General features: G+C 66.8%; 16 protein-coding genes. 14 read left to right on the forward strand and 2 right to left on the reverse strand.

Features of this window, described 5'->3' with window-relative positions; all coding sequences use genetic code 11:
* Positions 1-97: 97 nt before the first annotated feature.
* Entirely contained in the window at positions 98-1078 is a 981-nt protein-coding gene (locus AC5P5R_RS15645; RefSeq protein WP_005409990.1) for an AraC family transcriptional regulator, read from the reverse strand.
* A gap of 694 nt (positions 1079-1772) precedes the next feature.
* Between AC5P5R_RS15645 and AC5P5R_RS15650 the strand changes: the two genes are divergently transcribed.
* From AC5P5R_RS15650 to AC5P5R_RS15710, 13 genes are all read left to right on the forward strand, one after another.
* Positions 1773-1979 (forward strand): Flp family type IVb pilin, encoded by a 207-nt coding sequence (locus AC5P5R_RS15650; RefSeq protein ID WP_012480544.1) that lies wholly within the window; start codon positions 1773-1775, stop codon positions 1977-1979.
* A gap of 88 nt (positions 1980-2067) precedes the next feature.
* Complete coding sequence (locus AC5P5R_RS15655) at positions 2068-2613, forward strand: A24 family peptidase (RefSeq protein ID WP_049471225.1); 546 nt, start codon at positions 2068-2070, stop codon at positions 2611-2613.
* Positions 2610-3086, forward strand: a complete 477-nt coding sequence (locus AC5P5R_RS15660) for a TadE/TadG family type IV pilus assembly protein (protein ID WP_043035235.1) — start codon at positions 2610-2612, stop codon at positions 3084-3086. Before AC5P5R_RS15655 ends, AC5P5R_RS15660 begins: the two co-directional genes overlap by 4 nt.
* Before the next feature lie 23 nt (positions 3087-3109).
* Entirely contained in the window at positions 3110-4147 is a 1038-nt protein-coding gene (gene cpaB / locus AC5P5R_RS15665) for a Flp pilus assembly protein CpaB (protein ID WP_100438611.1), read from the forward strand.
* Between the two features lie 18 nt (positions 4148-4165).
* Positions 4166-5521 (forward strand): type II and III secretion system protein family protein, encoded by a 1356-nt coding sequence (locus AC5P5R_RS15670; protein WP_049469784.1) that lies wholly within the window; start codon positions 4166-4168, stop codon positions 5519-5521.
* 27 nt (positions 5522-5548) lie between these two features.
* A complete protein-coding gene (locus tag AC5P5R_RS15675; RefSeq protein ID WP_024958095.1) occupies positions 5549-6805 on the forward strand; it encodes a CpaE/TadZ family protein in 1257 nt (418 codons plus the stop codon).
* Positions 6790-8139 (forward strand): TadA family conjugal transfer-associated ATPase, encoded by a 1350-nt coding sequence (locus AC5P5R_RS15680; protein WP_005413742.1) that lies wholly within the window; start codon positions 6790-6792, stop codon positions 8137-8139. Before AC5P5R_RS15675 ends, AC5P5R_RS15680 begins: the two co-directional genes overlap by 16 nt.
* A gap of 2 nt (positions 8140-8141) precedes the next feature.
* The gene (locus AC5P5R_RS15685) at positions 8142-9098 is read left to right on the forward strand and encodes a type II secretion system F family protein (RefSeq protein WP_043035231.1); all 957 of its coding nucleotides are present in this window, start codon (positions 8142-8144) and stop codon (positions 9096-9098) included.
* A 28-nt stretch (positions 9099-9126) separates the two neighbouring features.
* Positions 9127-10062 (forward strand): type II secretion system F family protein, encoded by a 936-nt coding sequence (locus AC5P5R_RS15690; protein ID WP_100438613.1) that lies wholly within the window; start codon positions 9127-9129, stop codon positions 10060-10062.
* Positions 10062-10952: a tetratricopeptide repeat protein gene (locus AC5P5R_RS15695; protein ID WP_005410000.1), complete on the forward strand. Its 891-nt coding sequence runs from the start codon at positions 10062-10064 to the stop codon at positions 10950-10952. The genes AC5P5R_RS15690 and AC5P5R_RS15695 overlap by 1 nt, the downstream gene beginning before the upstream one ends.
* A complete protein-coding gene (locus AC5P5R_RS15700; protein WP_005410001.1) occupies positions 10949-11407 on the forward strand; it encodes a DUF3613 domain-containing protein in 459 nt (152 codons plus the stop codon). The genes AC5P5R_RS15695 and AC5P5R_RS15700 overlap by 4 nt, the downstream gene beginning before the upstream one ends.
* Positions 11408-11415: 8 nt before the next feature.
* Positions 11416-13569 (forward strand): TadG family pilus assembly protein, encoded by a 2154-nt coding sequence (locus AC5P5R_RS15705; protein ID WP_005410002.1) that lies wholly within the window; start codon positions 11416-11418, stop codon positions 13567-13569.
* Positions 13570-13668: 99 nt separating this feature from the next.
* Entirely contained in the window at positions 13669-14382 is a 714-nt protein-coding gene (locus AC5P5R_RS15710; RefSeq protein WP_012480553.1) for a DUF2968 domain-containing protein, read from the forward strand.
* A 75-nt stretch (positions 14383-14457) separates the two neighbouring features.
* Here AC5P5R_RS15710 and AC5P5R_RS15715 read toward each other — a convergent pair whose 3' ends face one another.
* Positions 14458-14853 carry a hypothetical protein gene (locus AC5P5R_RS15715; RefSeq protein WP_043035225.1) on the reverse strand — a complete coding sequence of 132 codons (396 nt, stop codon included), beginning with the start codon at positions 14851-14853 and terminating at the stop codon, positions 14458-14460.
* Positions 14854-15039: 186 nt separating this feature from the next.
* Here AC5P5R_RS15715 and AC5P5R_RS15720 point away from each other — a divergent pair, with 186 nt between their 5' ends.
* Positions 15040-15864: an alpha/beta fold hydrolase gene (locus tag AC5P5R_RS15720; RefSeq protein WP_100438614.1), complete on the forward strand. Its 825-nt coding sequence runs from the start codon at positions 15040-15042 to the stop codon at positions 15862-15864.
* Positions 15865-16215 lie beyond the last annotated feature (351 nt).

Consider the following 16215-nt stretch of genomic DNA (forward strand, 5'->3'; position numbering starts at 1 on the left):
CGGAATCGGCAGCGGGCTATGCAGAAGCGGCAACGATATCGGCAAGCGCATGGGCAATTCCGGCAGAAACCACCCCGAAACCCTTGCGGCGCTTGATTCAGGCCGGCTGGCCGATCTGCGCGGGAGCGCGCATCAGCGTATCGCGCGGCAGCTCGCCGAAAACCTTGCGGTAGTTGTCGGCAAAGCGGGAGAGGTCCCATAGGCCACAGCTGAGGGCGATCGCCTTCACCGAACGGCGGCTGGAATCGGCCATGGAAAGGCTGCGGCAGGCAGCGCACAAGCGCAGCATCGACAGATAACGGTTGGGCGAAGTTCCGAACAGATCCTCGAAGGCATAGCGCAGGCCGCGTTCGCTGACACCCGCCGCGTCACATATCTCGTTCATGTAGATATTGCGACGCAGGTTGAGCCGCATGAAGTTCTCCGCCCGCTGCGCGATCAGATAATGCGTGCGCCGGGCGCGGCTGCAGCCGGGGCGATCGGCGGCGCCTGCACCGAGCAGGGCCTGCACGTGCTCGTGCAGCAATCGTTCGGTTTCCTGCGGCTGCAGGCCAGCGCCCTGGCCGAGCTGAAGATGCAGCTGCTGATAATGATGGGCGAGTGGCGCCGAATCGTTCGCCAGATTGAACAGTGAAAGTGCCTGGCCCGCGGGCGGTGTGCTGCGCAGGCTGAGTTCGGTCAACTTGCGTTGCACCCGTGCGACCGGCACCAGCATCAGGGTCATGTGCGTACCGGGGCTGAGCGTAAACTCGCTGATGCCTTCGGGCATCACCGTCAGCGCCATCCCCGGTGCAAGCGGCACCCCGTGGCACCAGCTCAGTGTTTCATCGGTGGCGTGCAGATACCCCAGCATCGCCCAGTCGGGTGGCAGCATGAAGCGGCCACGGCAGTGGAAACCGCAACTGATGCTGCAGAACAGGGCTTCCTCATGCACGCGCGAAGCGAAGGCCGCCCGCGGCCCGTTGCCATCGAGCAGCAGCAGTTCGACATCGCACACGCGAAGTACGCCGCCCAGCGTCGCCAGATCGATCGATCGCAGGCCGCTGTCGTCGCTGTCTTCTACCCCACCATCGACCATGACAGTGTCGTCCCCCCGTTGATCCGCAACTCGCTGCGGCCCCCACTGCCTGACAGGGCCACACCATTCCTCCAGGAACCTTCGCCATTGCCGGGATGGCCGCGGCCGGTGCCGCGCGACCAACCCGGTTGAAAGCAGCAACGTGAGAGCGAGTATGCCCGATAATCATCGAAGGTAAACCCGAACTCCGCATTGAAGAAAATAGATACAGAGATGAAGAAAATGTCGTCGCCAGTGGCACGATATTCGCATGCACCATTTGCGCCATCACAATATCTACACGTCGATGAATCGTTTTGCCAGCGAACGGATACGCGTCACAGAAACAACCTGAAAGTTTAAGGGCTGCCGCGTTTCTGCCGAATTTGCATATAGGTTCCAGTTGCAGCCAACCGCCATTCAGGCAAAGTCGACGACACGGTGATCCGGTCGCTTCAAAAGCGACCACACCTGGGGGAGCGCATGACCACGACCGTATCGCAGAACAGTTCGGCCACCGGCGCAGCGCCGCGTGGTTGCAACGTTGCGGCCGGTATTTCTCCCGGGGCCGATTACCCAGAATGAGCACGGCGGGTCATTCCCGTCATGCCACCCCGCCAGGACGTGCGGGGCCCACGGACGATCCCGGCGGAGCCGGGCCACCGCCCAACAGGTGTCCTGCATCTGCAGACAACAAGTAGAGGGAGACAAGGCCATGAACGCATCCATCCGCAAGTTCCTGAAGGAAGAAGATGGCGTCACCGCGCTCGAGTACGGGCTGCTGGCCGCCGTCATCGCCGGCATCCTGATCGCGGTCGGCAACAAGGAGATCAAGGGGTTCTTCGAGACGCTGTTCAAGAACCTCTCCGACCTTGCCACCAAGGCCTCCGGGTCGGCACCTGCGACCAGCGGTGGCGGCTGAGCCTGCGCGCATCGCACATCCCTGCAGCGGTGCTGGGATGTGCCGGTGGCAACTGCAGGCTGTCCAATGACGGACGACGGAGTGTGTGATGACGTTGCTGGGACTATTGGCCATCGGCGTGTGCCTGCGGATCGCGATCAGCGATCTGTATGCCCGCCGGGTACCCAATGCCTGGCTGTTGTCTGCGTCCATCATTGCCATCGCATTGATCATCGCGGGGCAGTTCAGTACGCCGCGCCAGCCGTGGCTTGCCCACGCAGCGGGCGCGGCGCTCGGCCTGGTGGCCCTGCTGCCGTTCTATGCCATCCGCTGGATGGGCGCCGGTGACGTCAAGTTCTTCGCGGTACTGGGGCTGATGCTGGGCTGGAAAGCCCTGCTGCCGATCTGGATGGTGGCCAGTCTCGCGGCCGGCCTGCACGCGGCGGTGATCATTGTTGGCCGCCGCCTGGGCGTGATGCTGCCCACAGGCCTTCAGATGCAGGTCAACCGCGCCAGCAGCCAATGGCAATCGCACCCCGCCCTGCGCGACATGCAGGCCGCGCGCCAGGGACGACATGGCATTCCCTACGCAGCGTACCTGGCCATCACCGGCATCGGCTGGGTCCTGGCAAGCGTCTATGGAGGTGTGGCATGAACATCCGCAATCCACGGCGTCAACGCGGTGCAGCCAGCATCGAATTTGCCCTGATGCTCATGCTGGGCCTGCTGCCACTGCTGCTGTTCACGTTCTCCGGCGTGATGATCATGGCCGCGCAACAGACATTGGCGACGGCCTCGGCCGAGGGCGCTCGCGCTTCGTTGCGCTATGGCAGCGCCAATGAACGGCGTACCGCAGCCTGCGTAGCAGCCCGCAGTTCGATGCAGTGGCTGTTGAAATTCTCTGGACAGGGTGTCGACTGCAGCAATGGCGGCAGCAACGCAATCGTTGTCTCCGCGCAGGCACCCTGCGCCGGCCTGGCCACTGCGCAGTGCATGACGGTGACCGTCAGCTACGACTACGCCAGCCATCCCTTCCTGCCGGGCACCGCCACGCTTTACAAGTGGGTGATGCAGGCCCCCATCCGTAGTGTCGCGGTCGCCCAGCTCGACCTCGGCAGCGGCAACTGACCATCGGCACAGGAGACGGTTCCATGCTCAAGTTGACCCGCATCGCTGCCGTCGCCCTGATCGGGCTGGCCGTGCTGCTGGCGGTGATCGCCTTGATGATCGGGCGCAAGCAGGCCGCGCCGGCCACGGTTGCCCCGGTCGCGCAGAGCGAAGTCCAGGCGATCACCGTGGTAGAGGCGGTGGCACGACTGCCGGCCGGCGAACCGATCTCTGCCAATGGGGTGCGCCTTGCGCAGCGGACCACGGCGGTAGCCGGTGCTGCCACCAGCATCTCGGCCGTGGTTGGCAAGGTACCGGTGCAGGACATCGCCGAGGGCACCGCCATCAGCAGCGGCGCCCTGGCACAGGGATTCTCGCTGCAGCTGCGCCCCGGCGAACGCGCGCTGGCCGTCCCGGTGGACGAACTGGTCGGCGCCGGAAACCGCATCCTGCCGGGTGATTTCGTCGATGTCTTCCTCAACCTGCGCAATGCCCAGCCCAACGCCAGCGGTCCGGCAGAGGCCGCGCAGACTCGCCTGCTGCTGTCGCGGCTACGCGTGCTCAGCTACGGTCAACAGGACATCGCTCCGGTCACCGGCGATGCCGTCGCCGGCAACGAAGGTGATACCCGCAACGATCCCCGCGCCGCCGACATCACCGGCAATGGCAACAACCATGGCTCGGGCAACGAGGCCACCCAGCCGGCACGCAGTGCGGTACTGGCAGTGCCGGTGGCCGATGCCAACCGGCTGCTGCTGGGTGCGCAGCAGGGAAAGCTGTTCCTTGCCCTGCGCAACCCGGCCGATACGGGGCAACCCGACCTTGCACTGTTCCCACAGGCGCGTGGCGTGATCGATCCCGTGCGTGGCCTCGATGCCGAACAGCAGCTCGCACTGCAGCGGCCGGAGAACCACGCCTTCGCCGGCATCGATGGTGATGCCCTGGCCGGCCGCGGCAACAGCGCAGCCCGCAGCAACCCGCAGCCCCCGGTGCATGCGCCGGCGGCTCGACGCAGCGCACCGCGTGCGTCGGGCATCGAGATCATCCGTGGCGACAGCTCCGCCCCCCGCGGTTCCCTTTGACCTGCATCGAGCGCATCCATGACCGAACGCCGCCGCCCACGCCCCTCCCCCCGCCAGCGCTGGCTGGCCCTGCTGCTGGTGCTGCTGGCTCCGGCAACAAGCGTGGCCGCAGACGATCTCGTGTTGCAGGCGCGTGAGCAGCGCCCGTGGACGCTTCCGGCCGATCTGGAACGGGTCGCCATCGCCGACCCAGGCGTCGCCGATATCGTGATGCTGCGTGGGCAGCGGCAGGCCCTGCTGGTCGGAAAAGCGCCGGGTACGACGACCCTCCTGCTGTGGCACCGCAAGCAGGCCGAGCCGCAACGCCTGCAGGTGCGGGTGCAGAGTGCCGTGCAGGGCGCGGCAGACGCAGGCTCCAACGGGCTGGTGTTCACCCAGCAGGACAACCAGGGCCTGCTGCAGGGAAGCACCGATAGCCTGCTCTCGCACATGCAGGAACAGAAGACCGCGGCCATGGCGCTGGGCAAGGACGGGCTGCTTGCCGACGCGTCGACGGTCAGCAGCGGCGGCGTGGTGCAGGTCGAGGTCAAGGTGGTCGAATTCAACAAGACCGCGTTGAAGCAGATCGGCATCAGCTTCCAGAACCGCAATGGCAGCTTCGCCTACGGCTTCGCCCGCCCGGGCGGCCAGTTGCCGGGCAACACCGGCATCCTGCCGGGCATGAAGGAAGGCAACTCCGGCAACGAGGCCGAGTCGCCCATCTCTTCGGCGTTCCGGCTGGTGTTCGGCTCGACCAAGGGCCTGTGGAACGCCGATGTCGACCTGTTGCAGAGCAACGGCATGGCGCGCGTGCTGGCCGAACCTACCCTGGTCGCATTATCCGGCCAGAGCGCCAGCTTCCTGGCTGGCGGCGAACTGCCGATCCTGGAGCCGCAGGGCCTGGGCACCACCACCATCACCTATAAACCGTTTGGCATCGGCCTGACGGTGACACCAACGGTACTGGCCCCCAACCGCATCGCGCTGAAGGTCGCACCGGAAGCCAGTGATCTGGACTACAGCAACGCCATTGCCCTCAATGGCGTGCAGATTCCCTCGATCACCACGCGCCGTGCCGACACCACGGTCGAACTGGGCGATGGCGAGAGCTTCGTGATCGGCGGCCTGGTCAGCTCCAATGTCGTCTCCAACGTCGGCAAGATCCCGCTGCTGGGCGACCTGCCGATCATCGGCTCGTTCTTCCGCAACTTCGACTACAAGCGCCAGGACAAGGAGCTGGTGATCATCGTCACGCCGCGGCTGGTGCAGCCGCTGGCGCGCAACACCGAGCTGCCGTTGCCTGGCGAACGCGAGGCCAAGCCGCACATGCCCGAATGGGGCGCCTGGCTGCTGGGTCCCATCAGCCAGGACCCGGTACCCGGCTTCTCACGCTGATTCCATGATGCCTGCGATACCACGCCCATGCCCTACGCCACTGCCCAGCCGCTGCATCCGCAAGGACCGCCGATGAATCTGGTCCTGTACGGAATGGATCGCGAACTGCTGCCCCGGCTGGCGGCCAAACTGCCGCCGACCACTACCCTGCACTGGCAGGACAGCAGCACGCCGACCTCCGCTCTGGACCTGCAACGCGGGCCGCAGAGCCTTGTGCTGCTGGATTTCCGCCCTGAACATGCCGCCGCCTCCAGCGTACTGGCGCAGCAACTGCAACAGACCGAACCGGATCTTGCATTGGTTGCCGTCGGTGCCACCAGTACCGGCCAGGTAGAAGGCATCGTCATCGCATTGCGGGCGGGCCTGCGCGATGTGCTGGACCTGGACAGCGACAACGTCGGCATCGAGGCCGCGCTGCGCCGCGCCCTGTCGCCACGACCGGCTGCCGCCGCGCAGCACGCGCACAAGGCGCGCCTGATCGTACTGCTGGGCGTGCGCGCCGGAGTGGGCACCAGTACGCTGGCCGCGCATCTTTCGGTGCTGGCACAGCAGACCCGTGCGCTGGCGCAGGGCGAGGCACTGCAGCAGGACGGCCTGCTGATGGAGCTGGCCCAGCCTTCGGGTGACCTCGCGCTGTACCTCAACCTGGACAGCCGCTTCCATTACGAAGACGCGCTGCGCAACGCCAGCCGCATCGACGCCACCCTCGCCCGCACTGCGATGGCTCGCCATGACACCGGCCTGGTGCTGCTGGACCGCGCCAGCGGCAGCGATGCGGTGCCGCCATCCGATCCGGCTGCGCTGCTGCAGCGCCTGCGCCACGTATTCGCCAGCGTGCTGTGCGATGCCGGTGGCTGCCCGCTGCGGCAGCTACCGCCGCTGTTGCTGGACCAGGCCGACGAGATCTGGCTGGTCACGGACGCCTCGATCGCCACGCTGGTATCGCTCGACCAGGCCTTGAAGCACTTGGCCGGCCAGCGCGAACGGGAGAAGCGCCTGCAGCTGGTGATCAACCGCCACGACGACAGCAGCGGCATGAGTCCCGACCAGATCGCACGCCGATTCGAAGTGCCACTGCTGGCCACGCTGCCCGAACGCCCGCGCGTGCGCCTGGCGGCCAGCCAGGGGCATCTGCTGCTGCAGGACGCACCGCGCGACCCCTACCTGCGTGCCCTCGCCCCGCTTGTGTCGCGCCTGGATCCGGCTGCCTGCCCGGTCCAGGCCCATGGCCTGCGGGAAAGACTCTCCCTTGCCCTGGGTGGATCGCAATGGAAGACAAGGTAACCCCGTTCCCACATGCCGCCACCCGCCCGGTGCTGCCCGACAGCGCCCCGGCCCACCTGCCGTTCGCGCAGACCGAGCAGTACCAGAAGGTGCTGTCGGCCGCCCATGAGCACCTGCTCAACAGCATCGAGGACGAGCGCATCGACATCGATTCCTGGGCCCCTGACACCATCGCCCGCTGGGTGCAGGTGCAGACGGTGGGCTTCATCCAGGAATGGCGCATCCCGATCAACGAGGAGGAGATGCAGGTGGTGGCCGAAGGCCTGGTCAAGGAGCTGACCGGCTTCGGCCCGCTCGACGACCTCCTGCACGACCCGACGATCGAGGACATCCTGATCAACGGCTTCAAGGATGTGCATGTCTCGCAGGGAGGACAGCTCAAGCGCGCCACCCAGCGTTTCACCGACGACACCCACCTGCTGCGCATCCTTCGCCGCATCCTCGCGCCGCTGGGCCGCCGACTGGACGACTCCAACCCGATGGTCGATGCGCGCCTGCCCAACGGCGGCCGCCTCAACGCGATCATCTCGCCGCTGGCAGTGGATGGGCCGATGGTCTCCATCCGCAAGTTCCGCAAGGATCCGTTCACCCCGGACGAGCTGCTGGCCAAGGGCACCTTCGATGCGCCGATGCAGGCGCTGCTGAAGGCCATGGTGCTGGGCCGCTGCAACATCCTGGTGTCCGGCGGCACCAGTTCCGGCAAGACTTCACTGCTGAACGCACTGGCCAGCTACGTGCCGCCGAACGAACGCGTGATCACCGTCGAGGACACCGCCGAACTGTCACTCAACCACCCGCACGTGGTCCGCCTGGAAAGCCGCATCGGTGGCGCCGAAGGCCATGGCGCGGTGAGCATCCGCGACCTGGTCCGCAACAGCCTGCGCATGCGCCCGGACCGTATCGTGGTCGGCGAGGTGCGCGGCGCCGAAGTACTGGAAATGCTGCAGGCGATGAACACCGGCCATGACGGCTCGATGGCGACCATCCATGCCAACTCTCCGCGCGACTGCCTGTACCGCATCGAGATGCTGGCCGGGTTCGCCGGGTTCCAGGGCAGCGAGGACAGCCTGCGCCGGCAGATCGCCAGCGCCATCGACTTCATCGTGCAGATCTCGCGGCTGGGCAGCGGCCGGCGCGTGCTGGTCTCGATCACGGAGATCACCGGTGTCAGTGACAACCTGATCACGACCCAGGAAATGTTCCGTCACGAACTGCAGATCGATGGCAACGGCAAGGAAATCGATCGCTGGATCGGACTGGGCTTCCACCCGCATTCGCACAAGCTGGAGCCGTTCCGGCAGCAGTTGCGCGAATCGTTGTACGGAGACTTCTGAGCATGGGCACGGGCCTGCTGCTGGGTGTACTGAGCATCATCTCGGTGCTGCTGGCGCTTGCGGTATGGCTGTGGGGCACCGCCAGCAACCGGGAGCAACGCCAGGCTTCGCTGCAGCACGCCGAGCAGCAGCTGGCTCGCGGAGGCGCCAGTGGCGGAGCCCCGGCCGGGGCATCCGTAGCCGCCGCCAACGACCCGGCGCGACCGGCAAGTGCCGGGCGCCGGGTGTTGCCGCTGGACGGCCTGCTGCAACGTGCGGGCCTGCAGACGGGTTGGAAGCTGCCCATCATGATGCTGGTGCCGGGACTGGTGCTTTCGGTCGTGGCCATGCTCAGGCTCGGTACGGCGTGGATGTTCCCCCTGACCCTGCTGCTGTACCTGCTGGCCTGCTGGCTGTGGGTCATGCGCCGCACCACGAAACTGCGTGCACAGCTGCTGCACCAGCTGCCCGACTTCCTCGACAACCTGGTGCGGCTGACCGCGCTCGGCAACAGCCTGCAGGCTGCCTTCCAGGTGGCATCGATGCAGACCAGCGCGCCGCTGCGCGGACTGCTGGATACCACCGTGCGCTACGCGCGCAGCGGCATGGACCTGGACCGTGCCCTGAGCCTGGCGGCACAGCCCTACCGGATGGATGTGCTCAAGGTGCTGTCCGTCGTGATCGGTGTCAGCGTACGCATCGGCGGACGCTCCGATCAGATCCTGCAGCGCATGGGCGATTTCATGCGCGACCTGGAGCAGGCCCAGCAGGAGCTGGCCGCGACCACGTCGGAAACGCGCATGTCAGCCTGGGTGCTCGGCCTGCTGCCTCCGGCCAGCGCGGTGCTGATGGCCATATCGAGCCCCGAATTCTTCCAGCCGGTGCTGCACGATCCGCTCGGTCACAAGATCCTGTTGATCGCGCTGGGGCTGGAGCTGTTTGGCGCTTTCCTGCTCTACCGCCTGGCCAAGTCGCTATGACCACCCGGATCCGCCACGGAGGTGCCCGATGAGTGCCAGCACCTGGTTTGCCCTGTCGCTGCTGGTTCTGGCCGCCGGTGTTGCCCTGCTGGGCATCGCCGGATGGGTACGCAGCCATCGCGAACAGCGCACTTCGGCCACCTTGAAGACCGCACTGCAACCGCGGGATGAGGCGCGCGACACGGAGGCCGCGCGCCGTGATTCGCTGGGTTGGCTGGAACGCTTCGGGCGCGCGCTCAGTGGCGGCCGCCTGGAATCTGCATTGCTGGCCAATGAAGACCGGCTGCTGCTGGACCTGGCGGGCTGGAACACACGTCGTGGCACCGCCATCTATCTTGGCCTTCGCCTGCTGCTGGGCGTGCTGGTGCTGGTGCTGGCCCTGGCGTTCAGCAGCGCCCAGGGGCTGGCCAGGATGATGGTTGTGATCGGTGCGCTCGCGGCAGGCCTGCTGCTGCCGAAGTTCATCCTCTCTTCTTGGGTGAAGCGGCGCCGGCGCGCCGTCGACAACGAGCTGCCCCTGCTGATCGACCTGCTGCGCCTGCTGCAGGGCGTGGGCTTCAGCATGGACCAGAGCCTGCAGACGCTGGGCGACAAGCTGCGCGACGCGTTGCCGGTGCTTGGCGGCGAGTTGCAGGAGGCCAACGTCGCGTACACCCATGGCCGCACGCGCGCGCAGTCCCTGCGCCGGCTGAGCGAGGTCTACGCGGATGATGACCTGACCAGCCTGATGCAGTTGATCCTGCAGGTGCACGCGCATGGCGGCGCAGTGCAGGAACCACTGCGGCAGTTCAGCACCCGGTTGCGCGAACAGCGCCGCAACACCCTGAAGGAAAAGGTTGGCAAACTCTCGGTGAAGATGACCGTGGTGATGATGCTGACCCTGCTGCCAGCGCTGATGCTGGTTCTTGCCGGACCGGCGCTGGTCGCGCTGGCCACCACCATGTCCAAGATGGGATCGCCCTGATGCCTGCCCTGCGCACCTCCTGCCTGTTGCTCGCCCTTGCCGCCGTCGCCAGTGGTTGTGCGTCGACAACGCCGAAGTACCTGCGCGCGCCCAGCCTGGCCGCGCCCGAACCGGCGCCGCAGGACAGCCGCAATGCCTACCTGGAACTGATCGGGCGCATGCAGCAGCAGGGTGCCTGGTATGCCTCGCTGGCCCACGTCGATGCCTTCCGCCAGCGCTATGGCGACCCGCCGGCGTTGCGCCTGCTGCAGGCCGACGCCCTGCGCGAGACCGGCCAGGCCGACGCTGCCATCGCCCTGTACCACGAGCTCTCCAGTGGCCCGCAGGCCGCTGCCGCCGCACACGGCCTGGGCCTGATCGCCGCGCGCCGTGACGATGATGGCGGCAGCGAGGAGGCACTGGCCCGAGCCACGCAGCTGCAGCCATTGAACACCGATTACCTGGGCGATCTCGGCTATGCACGTCTGCGTGCAGGTCAGTTCGAACAGGCGCGTGAACCGTTGGCCAAGGCGCTGGAGCTGTCTCCAGGCAATCCCAAGGCCACCGCCAACCTCGCCCTGTGGGCGGTGCTGCGTGGCGACACCACCACGGCAGAGCGCCTCGCCGGACAGGCCAATCTCAACGAGGACACCCGCCGCAGCATCCAGCAACAGGCCGCGCAGATCCGTGCCCGCCTGCAGCAGCGCCAGGCCGCCGCGGCAGCTGCCGCAGTCGTGCCGGCCCCTGCGCGTGCTACCGCCAGCGATGCCGGCAGCAACCGGCCCGGCGCCACGCGACTGGCGGCGGAACCACGCCGCGACAGCCGCGATGAGCGCGATCCGCAGCGCCTGCCGCCCTCGATGCTGGAACGCTTCAGCACCTCCGATCAGCCGAACGGAAACACTCCATGAGCGCCATGCCCCTGACCCGACACCTGTTGCCTGCACTGGCCTGCCTGCTGTTGACCGGCGGCGCGCAGGCGCAGCAGCAACCCCTGACCGGGCAGATGCTTGGCGGCAGCACGCCCGCTGCGCCGGCTTCGCAGCCGCTGCAGTCCGAGTCACTGGCCACCGTGGACCTGGCGACCCCGCCGGCACCGGTGCCGCAGGCGGCGCCTGCAGCGGTCGCCATCACCGACGGCACCGCTGCAGCCGCGCGACCCGGCCGCAGCCAGATCGGCGACACCACGCGCGACCTGTTCCGCCTGCAGGCATCAGGGCAGCAGGCCGGGCAACGCCTGCCGATCCTCGGCGACCAGGCTACGTTGAGTTACGCCCGCTACATGAAGAGCTTCGAACACGAGATCCCGGACTTCTTTGAAACCGATGTCGCCAAGTCCAAGGGATCATCCTCATCGGGACGCTGAGGTAGGCCATGAAACGCCCACGCCAGTTCAGTTTCGGCCGCCCACGCGGCGGCATGTCGGTCACCATGATGCTGGTCATGCTGGCGCTGCTCGCCATGCTGGGCCTGGTAGAGATCGGCTATCTGTTCTGGGCCAAGCGTGACGCACAGAAAGTCGCGGACCTCGCTGCACTGGCCGGTGCACAACGGCTGGAGCTGTGCACGTCTGACAACAGCGACAACAGTGCAGCGCGGCAGAGCGCGGTCACCCAGAACAGGTTTGCAGGCACCGTGCAGATCCGCTGCGGCAACTGGAGCGCCACACGCAGCACGTCGAACCGCTTCGTCACCACCGTCGATGCCAGCAACCCGCGCAATGCCGTGCAGGTGGTCGCGCAGCGCAGCGTGCTGCCGTTCTTCGGCCAGAACACCGGCCTGCCCACCGTCAGCGTGGAGGCCGTAGCCCGCCGTTCGGAGCCCACTGCAGTATTCGCGGTCGGTTCGCAGCTGCTGCGCACCAATGGCGACTCGGTACTGTTGTCGACCCTGCGCCTGGTCGGCCTGGATGTGACCAACGCCACCGTGCTCTCCTATGACGGCCTCGCCCAGGCCAACATCACGCCGTCGGGCCTGCTCAAGGCGTTGAACATCCCGGTCAGCGCCAACCTCAGCGTGGCTGACTTCAACCGGCTGCTGTCGGTCAACAAGGTCTCGCTGGCACAGCTGGTCGATGCCACCGCCACCGTGGTCGGCCGCGACAGCACCGTGGGCGTACAGCTGCGTGCACTGTCCGATCTGGTCGCCACCCAGCTGGACATCAACAAGCTCAACATCGTGCTGGGCAGCCAGTCCGGTGGCGGCGGTCTGTTCGCCGAAGTGGTCTCGCCCGATGGCACGATCGGCAGCGCGCTGGAAACGAAGGTCAACGTGCTCAACCTGATCAGTACCGCCATCTCCATCGCCAACGACGGCAATGGCGTTGCGGTGAAGGGACTGGACCTGCTGGGCATCAACATCCAGGCCGGCGTGGTGGAACCGCCCTCGATCGCCATCGGTGGCGTCGGCACACGCGCGTACAACGCGCAGGTGCGGCTGATGGTGGACGTGGACAGCAACAACCTGTTCGCGGTGGGCCCGTTGCTGAACCTGCTCGGCACGCGCCTGCACCTGCCACTGCATGTCGATGTCGCCAACGCGATGGGCACGCTGACCGGTATCCAGTGCGGCGCCAGTCCACCCAAGGCCACCATCCAGGTCGATTCGTCGGTGCTGCGCGCCTGCGTCGGTAATGTCGACCCGGCGCAACGCTTTTCCAGGAGCAATGTCTGCGACGCCTCCCTGAAGAACGAGCAGTTGCTGAGACTACTCGGACAGCCCTTGATCAATGACAGGATCACCCTGCCCGCCCTGACCAGCTCCCAGAACCTGACCCTGGCCGCCGGCGAGACCGCCTCGACCCGGATCAACCCGCTGGCAGTAGGCAACGCGGTGTCGGACCTGGTCAATGAACTGCTGCGCGTGCTGTCAGGCATGCTCAGCTCACCCAAGCAGGGCATGAGCGCCAACGACACCGCCAAGGCACTGGCCGACCGCTACCTGCAGGCCACCTTCCCGCCGAACACCCGCTATGAGGTGGACAAGTTGATTCCACTGCTGCGCGATGGCGACGCAAGCCGGCAACTGGCCCCGCTCAACAGCTGGACCGTACCCGGAGGCCTGCCCTACGCCTGCGGCCTGCTGAACCTGGCCACCTGCCACAAGGACGGTCCGGTCTGGGACGCGTTCAAGGTGACCGTCACCGGCCAGGGACTGGGCGTGCTCGATGGGCTGCTGGGATCGCTGGTGGGCGGCCTGCTGATCAACCGCTGCGACAGCCTGCTGGGCAACCTGATCGACTACAACGGGTGTGTACGCAACAACCTGGCCTCGTACATCCAGACCGCGCCGGCCGGCTTCCTGGATGGTACCGGTGGAACCGGCGTCACCAATCCGGATGGCAGCGTGAGCTGCAGCGGCCTGCTGTGCACGCTGCTCAAGCCGATCCTGACCGCCCTGCGGCCGGTGCTCAACAGCGTCGGCACCCTGCTGACCAACCTGCTGGCGAGCGTGCTGGGCCTGGAACTCGGCCGCACCGACGTCAACGTGCAGTCGATCCAGTGCAGCGCGGCGCAGCTGGTCTACTGACCCGTGACAGGCGCCCTTGGCGGCGCCTGCGCCCATGCTAGACTCCCGGCGGGGAACCACCTTCATCTCAACCCACACTCATCCGTGGATGGTCTAGACATGCGAGAAACTTCAGGGGGCGCGGTCTTCGCCCGGCACGCGCGCGGCGCGGCACTGCTGGCCGTGGCCATGATGCTGGTGGCACCGGCGGCGATGGCTGCCCGTGGCGACCGTGAGGCAGCCGCAGAGCCGGCCGCACGCAGCGCCCCGGTGGTGCGCAACACCGTTGACGAACTCAAGCAGCTGATGGATTCGCGCCAGCTGACCGAGCTGCGCACGACCTACAACGGCAACTACGGCGCCAGCCTGCTGTTCAACGCCAACACCCTGACCTACTACGTCGCCCTGTTCCAGGAGAAGAACTTCTGGCGGGTGATCAAGACCGATGCCGTCGACAACGCCGAGCGCGTCTACCGTACCTTTGCCCAGCAGTCCGAGCAGCTGGCCCAGGTGTACATCGATACCACCCGCCTGGAAGCCGGCAAGCGCTACACCGAGCGCCTGGTGGCCTACAACGAGGAACGCCTGCGCACCCTGCAGCAGGAAATGGAACAGCAGCAGGCGCAGTCGGCCCAGGTCAGCGCGGCCCTGCAGCAGGCGCAGCAGCAGGCGGTCAGCCTCAGCACCGACGTGCAGAGCACCAACAGCCAGCTGGACGCCCTGCAGCGCCGCATCCAGATCCTGCAGGCCGAACAGGGCAACCCGGAACTGAGCCTGCCCAAGCCGGAAAGCGTGCCTTCGCCGGCACCGGCTGCCGCCAGCGACGGTCGCTGAGGCCCGGCCATCCGCATCCACGCACAACGGCGCCACAGGGCGCCGTTGTCGTTTACGGCCTTTCGTGAGCCACGCTCAGCGGCACGCGTCGTACACCGCGTCATCGAGCTGCCGACGCTGTACGAAGTCCAGGCGCTTGACCTTGGCCAGCACCTCCCCGCGGCGCTGTCGTGCGCGCTCACAGGCCCTGGGGTCCGTGCTGATGGGTATCAGCGCGGCCTGCGGCCGCCCCGAGCGCACGGTGCGCGGTCGCGCCGGCACCGCGCTGCCCGCGCCGGCCGGCTTTGGCACCGGTCCGCGTGACAGCGACTGCTCCTCGGGCACCTCCCAGCGCCATTCCGCATGCCCCTGGCAGGGTGTCTGCTGATAGACCGGATGTGGCCCGTCCACGCATTTGTAGACGTTGGTCTGCGCATGAACCGCCGTGACCAGCATCAGGCACAACAGTGGGCTGCATCGCATTCTCGGCATCGCGGGCTCCTCGACCAGGCTGCCGCCATCGTCTGCGCGGTGGCCGCTTCATGCCAGAGCGATACGCGTCACAGTCCGGGCAATCCAGCACAGCCGTGCAAGCCGTCCGAAGTGCACTGCGATGTACTGCCGAAGGCCCCGGCACCGCTGCCAGTGCCTTCCCTCCCTTCCGCCAAGGAACCCGCAATGAGCAATTACGTCACCGTCGCCGATGGCGCCCGCATTTTCTACAAGGACTGGGGCACCGGCCAGCCGGTCGTGTTCGCCCACGGCTGGCCGCTGTCGTCCGATGCCTGGGACCCGCAGATGCTGTTCATGGGCCAGAACGGCTTCCGCGTGATCGCCCACGACCGTCGCAGCCACGGCCGTTCGAGCCAGACCTGGGATGGCAACAACATGGACACCTACGCCGATGACCTGGCCGCGGTGATCGAGGCGCTGGACCTGAAGGACGCGATCCTGGTCGGTCATTCCACCGGCGGCGGCGAAGTGACCCACTACATCGGCCGCCACGGCAGCAAGCGCGTGTCAAAAGTGGTGCTGGTCGGCGCCGTGCCGCCGCTGATGCTGAAAACCGACGCCAATCCGGCCGGTACCCCGCTGGAAGTCTTCGACGGCATCCGCAAGGGCACGGGCGGTGACCGCTCGCAGTTCTTCAAGGACCTGACCACACCGTTCTTCGGTGCCAACCGCGATAGCAATACCGTTACCCAGGGCATGCGTGATTCGTTCTGGCTGCAGGGCATGCTCGGCGGCGTCAAGGGCCAGTACGACTGCGTGCACGAATTCTCGGAAGTGGACTACACCGAGGACCTGAAGAAGATCGACGTGCCGGCGCTGGTGGTGCACGGCGATGACGACCAGATCGTCCCGTTAGATGCCTCGGCGAAGCTGTCCTCGCAGATCATCAAGGATGCCGAGCTGAAGGTGTACGCCGGTGCACCGCATGGCCTGACCGTCACCCACGCCGACCAGTTCAACGCCGACCTGCTCGCGTTCGCGCGCAGCTGATGTACCGCGGCGGCGCCGCACCGGTGCCGCCGCCCCTTCGGTAGAGCCGGCCGCTGGCCGGCAACCCGATCATCCATCGTGATCACGCGCAGCCGGCCAGCGGCCTCTGCTTCGGTAGTGCCGGCCGCTGGCCGGCAACCCGATCACCATCGTGATCACGCGCAGCCGGCCAGCGGCCGGCTCTACCACTGGCGGGTCAAACGCCTCTGCTTCAGTAGTGCCGGCCGCTGGCCGGCAACCCGATCACCATCGTGATCACGCACAGCCGGCCAGCGGCCGGCTCTACCACCGGCGGGTCAAACGCCTCTGCTTCGGTAGTGCCGGCCGCTGGCCGGCAACCCGATCACCCAT

The organism is Stenotrophomonas sp. YJH_SMC_19, from assembly GCF_059367915.1.

Coding starts and splice junctions, on each gene's coding strand:
- cpaB (WP_100438611.1), top strand. CDS start 3,110: ATGCTCAAGTTGACCCGCATCGCTGCCGTCGCCCTGATCGGGCTGGCC.
- AC5P5R_RS15700 (WP_005410001.1), top strand. CDS start 10,949: ATGAGCGCCATGCCCCTGACCCGACACCTGTTGCCTGCACTGGCCTGC.
- AC5P5R_RS15690 (WP_100438613.1), top strand. CDS start 9,127: ATGAGTGCCAGCACCTGGTTTGCCCTGTCGCTGCTGGTTCTGGCCGCC.
- AC5P5R_RS15675 (WP_024958095.1), top strand. CDS start 5,549: ATGCCCTACGCCACTGCCCAGCCGCTGCATCCGCAAGGACCGCCGATG.
- AC5P5R_RS15705 (WP_005410002.1), top strand. CDS start 11,416: ATGAAACGCCCACGCCAGTTCAGTTTCGGCCGCCCACGCGGCGGCATG.
- AC5P5R_RS15695 (WP_005410000.1), top strand. CDS start 10,062: ATGCCTGCCCTGCGCACCTCCTGCCTGTTGCTCGCCCTTGCCGCCGTC.
- AC5P5R_RS15720 (WP_100438614.1), top strand. CDS start 15,040: ATGAGCAATTACGTCACCGTCGCCGATGGCGCCCGCATTTTCTACAAG.
- AC5P5R_RS15685 (WP_043035231.1), top strand. CDS start 8,142: ATGGGCACGGGCCTGCTGCTGGGTGTACTGAGCATCATCTCGGTGCTG.
- AC5P5R_RS15670 (WP_049469784.1), top strand. CDS start 4,166: ATGACCGAACGCCGCCGCCCACGCCCCTCCCCCCGCCAGCGCTGGCTG.
- AC5P5R_RS15715 (WP_043035225.1), bottom strand. CDS start 14,853: ATGCCGAGAATGCGATGCAGCCCACTGTTGTGCCTGATGCTGGTCACG.
- AC5P5R_RS15650 (WP_012480544.1), top strand. CDS start 1,773: ATGAACGCATCCATCCGCAAGTTCCTGAAGGAAGAAGATGGCGTCACC.
- AC5P5R_RS15655 (WP_049471225.1), top strand. CDS start 2,068: ATGACGTTGCTGGGACTATTGGCCATCGGCGTGTGCCTGCGGATCGCG.
- AC5P5R_RS15680 (WP_005413742.1), top strand. CDS start 6,790: ATGGAAGACAAGGTAACCCCGTTCCCACATGCCGCCACCCGCCCGGTG.
- AC5P5R_RS15645 (WP_005409990.1), bottom strand. CDS start 1,078: ATGGTCGATGGTGGGGTAGAAGACAGCGACGACAGCGGCCTGCGATCG.
- AC5P5R_RS15660 (WP_043035235.1), top strand. CDS start 2,610: ATGAACATCCGCAATCCACGGCGTCAACGCGGTGCAGCCAGCATCGAA.
- AC5P5R_RS15710 (WP_012480553.1), top strand. CDS start 13,669: ATGCGAGAAACTTCAGGGGGCGCGGTCTTCGCCCGGCACGCGCGCGGC.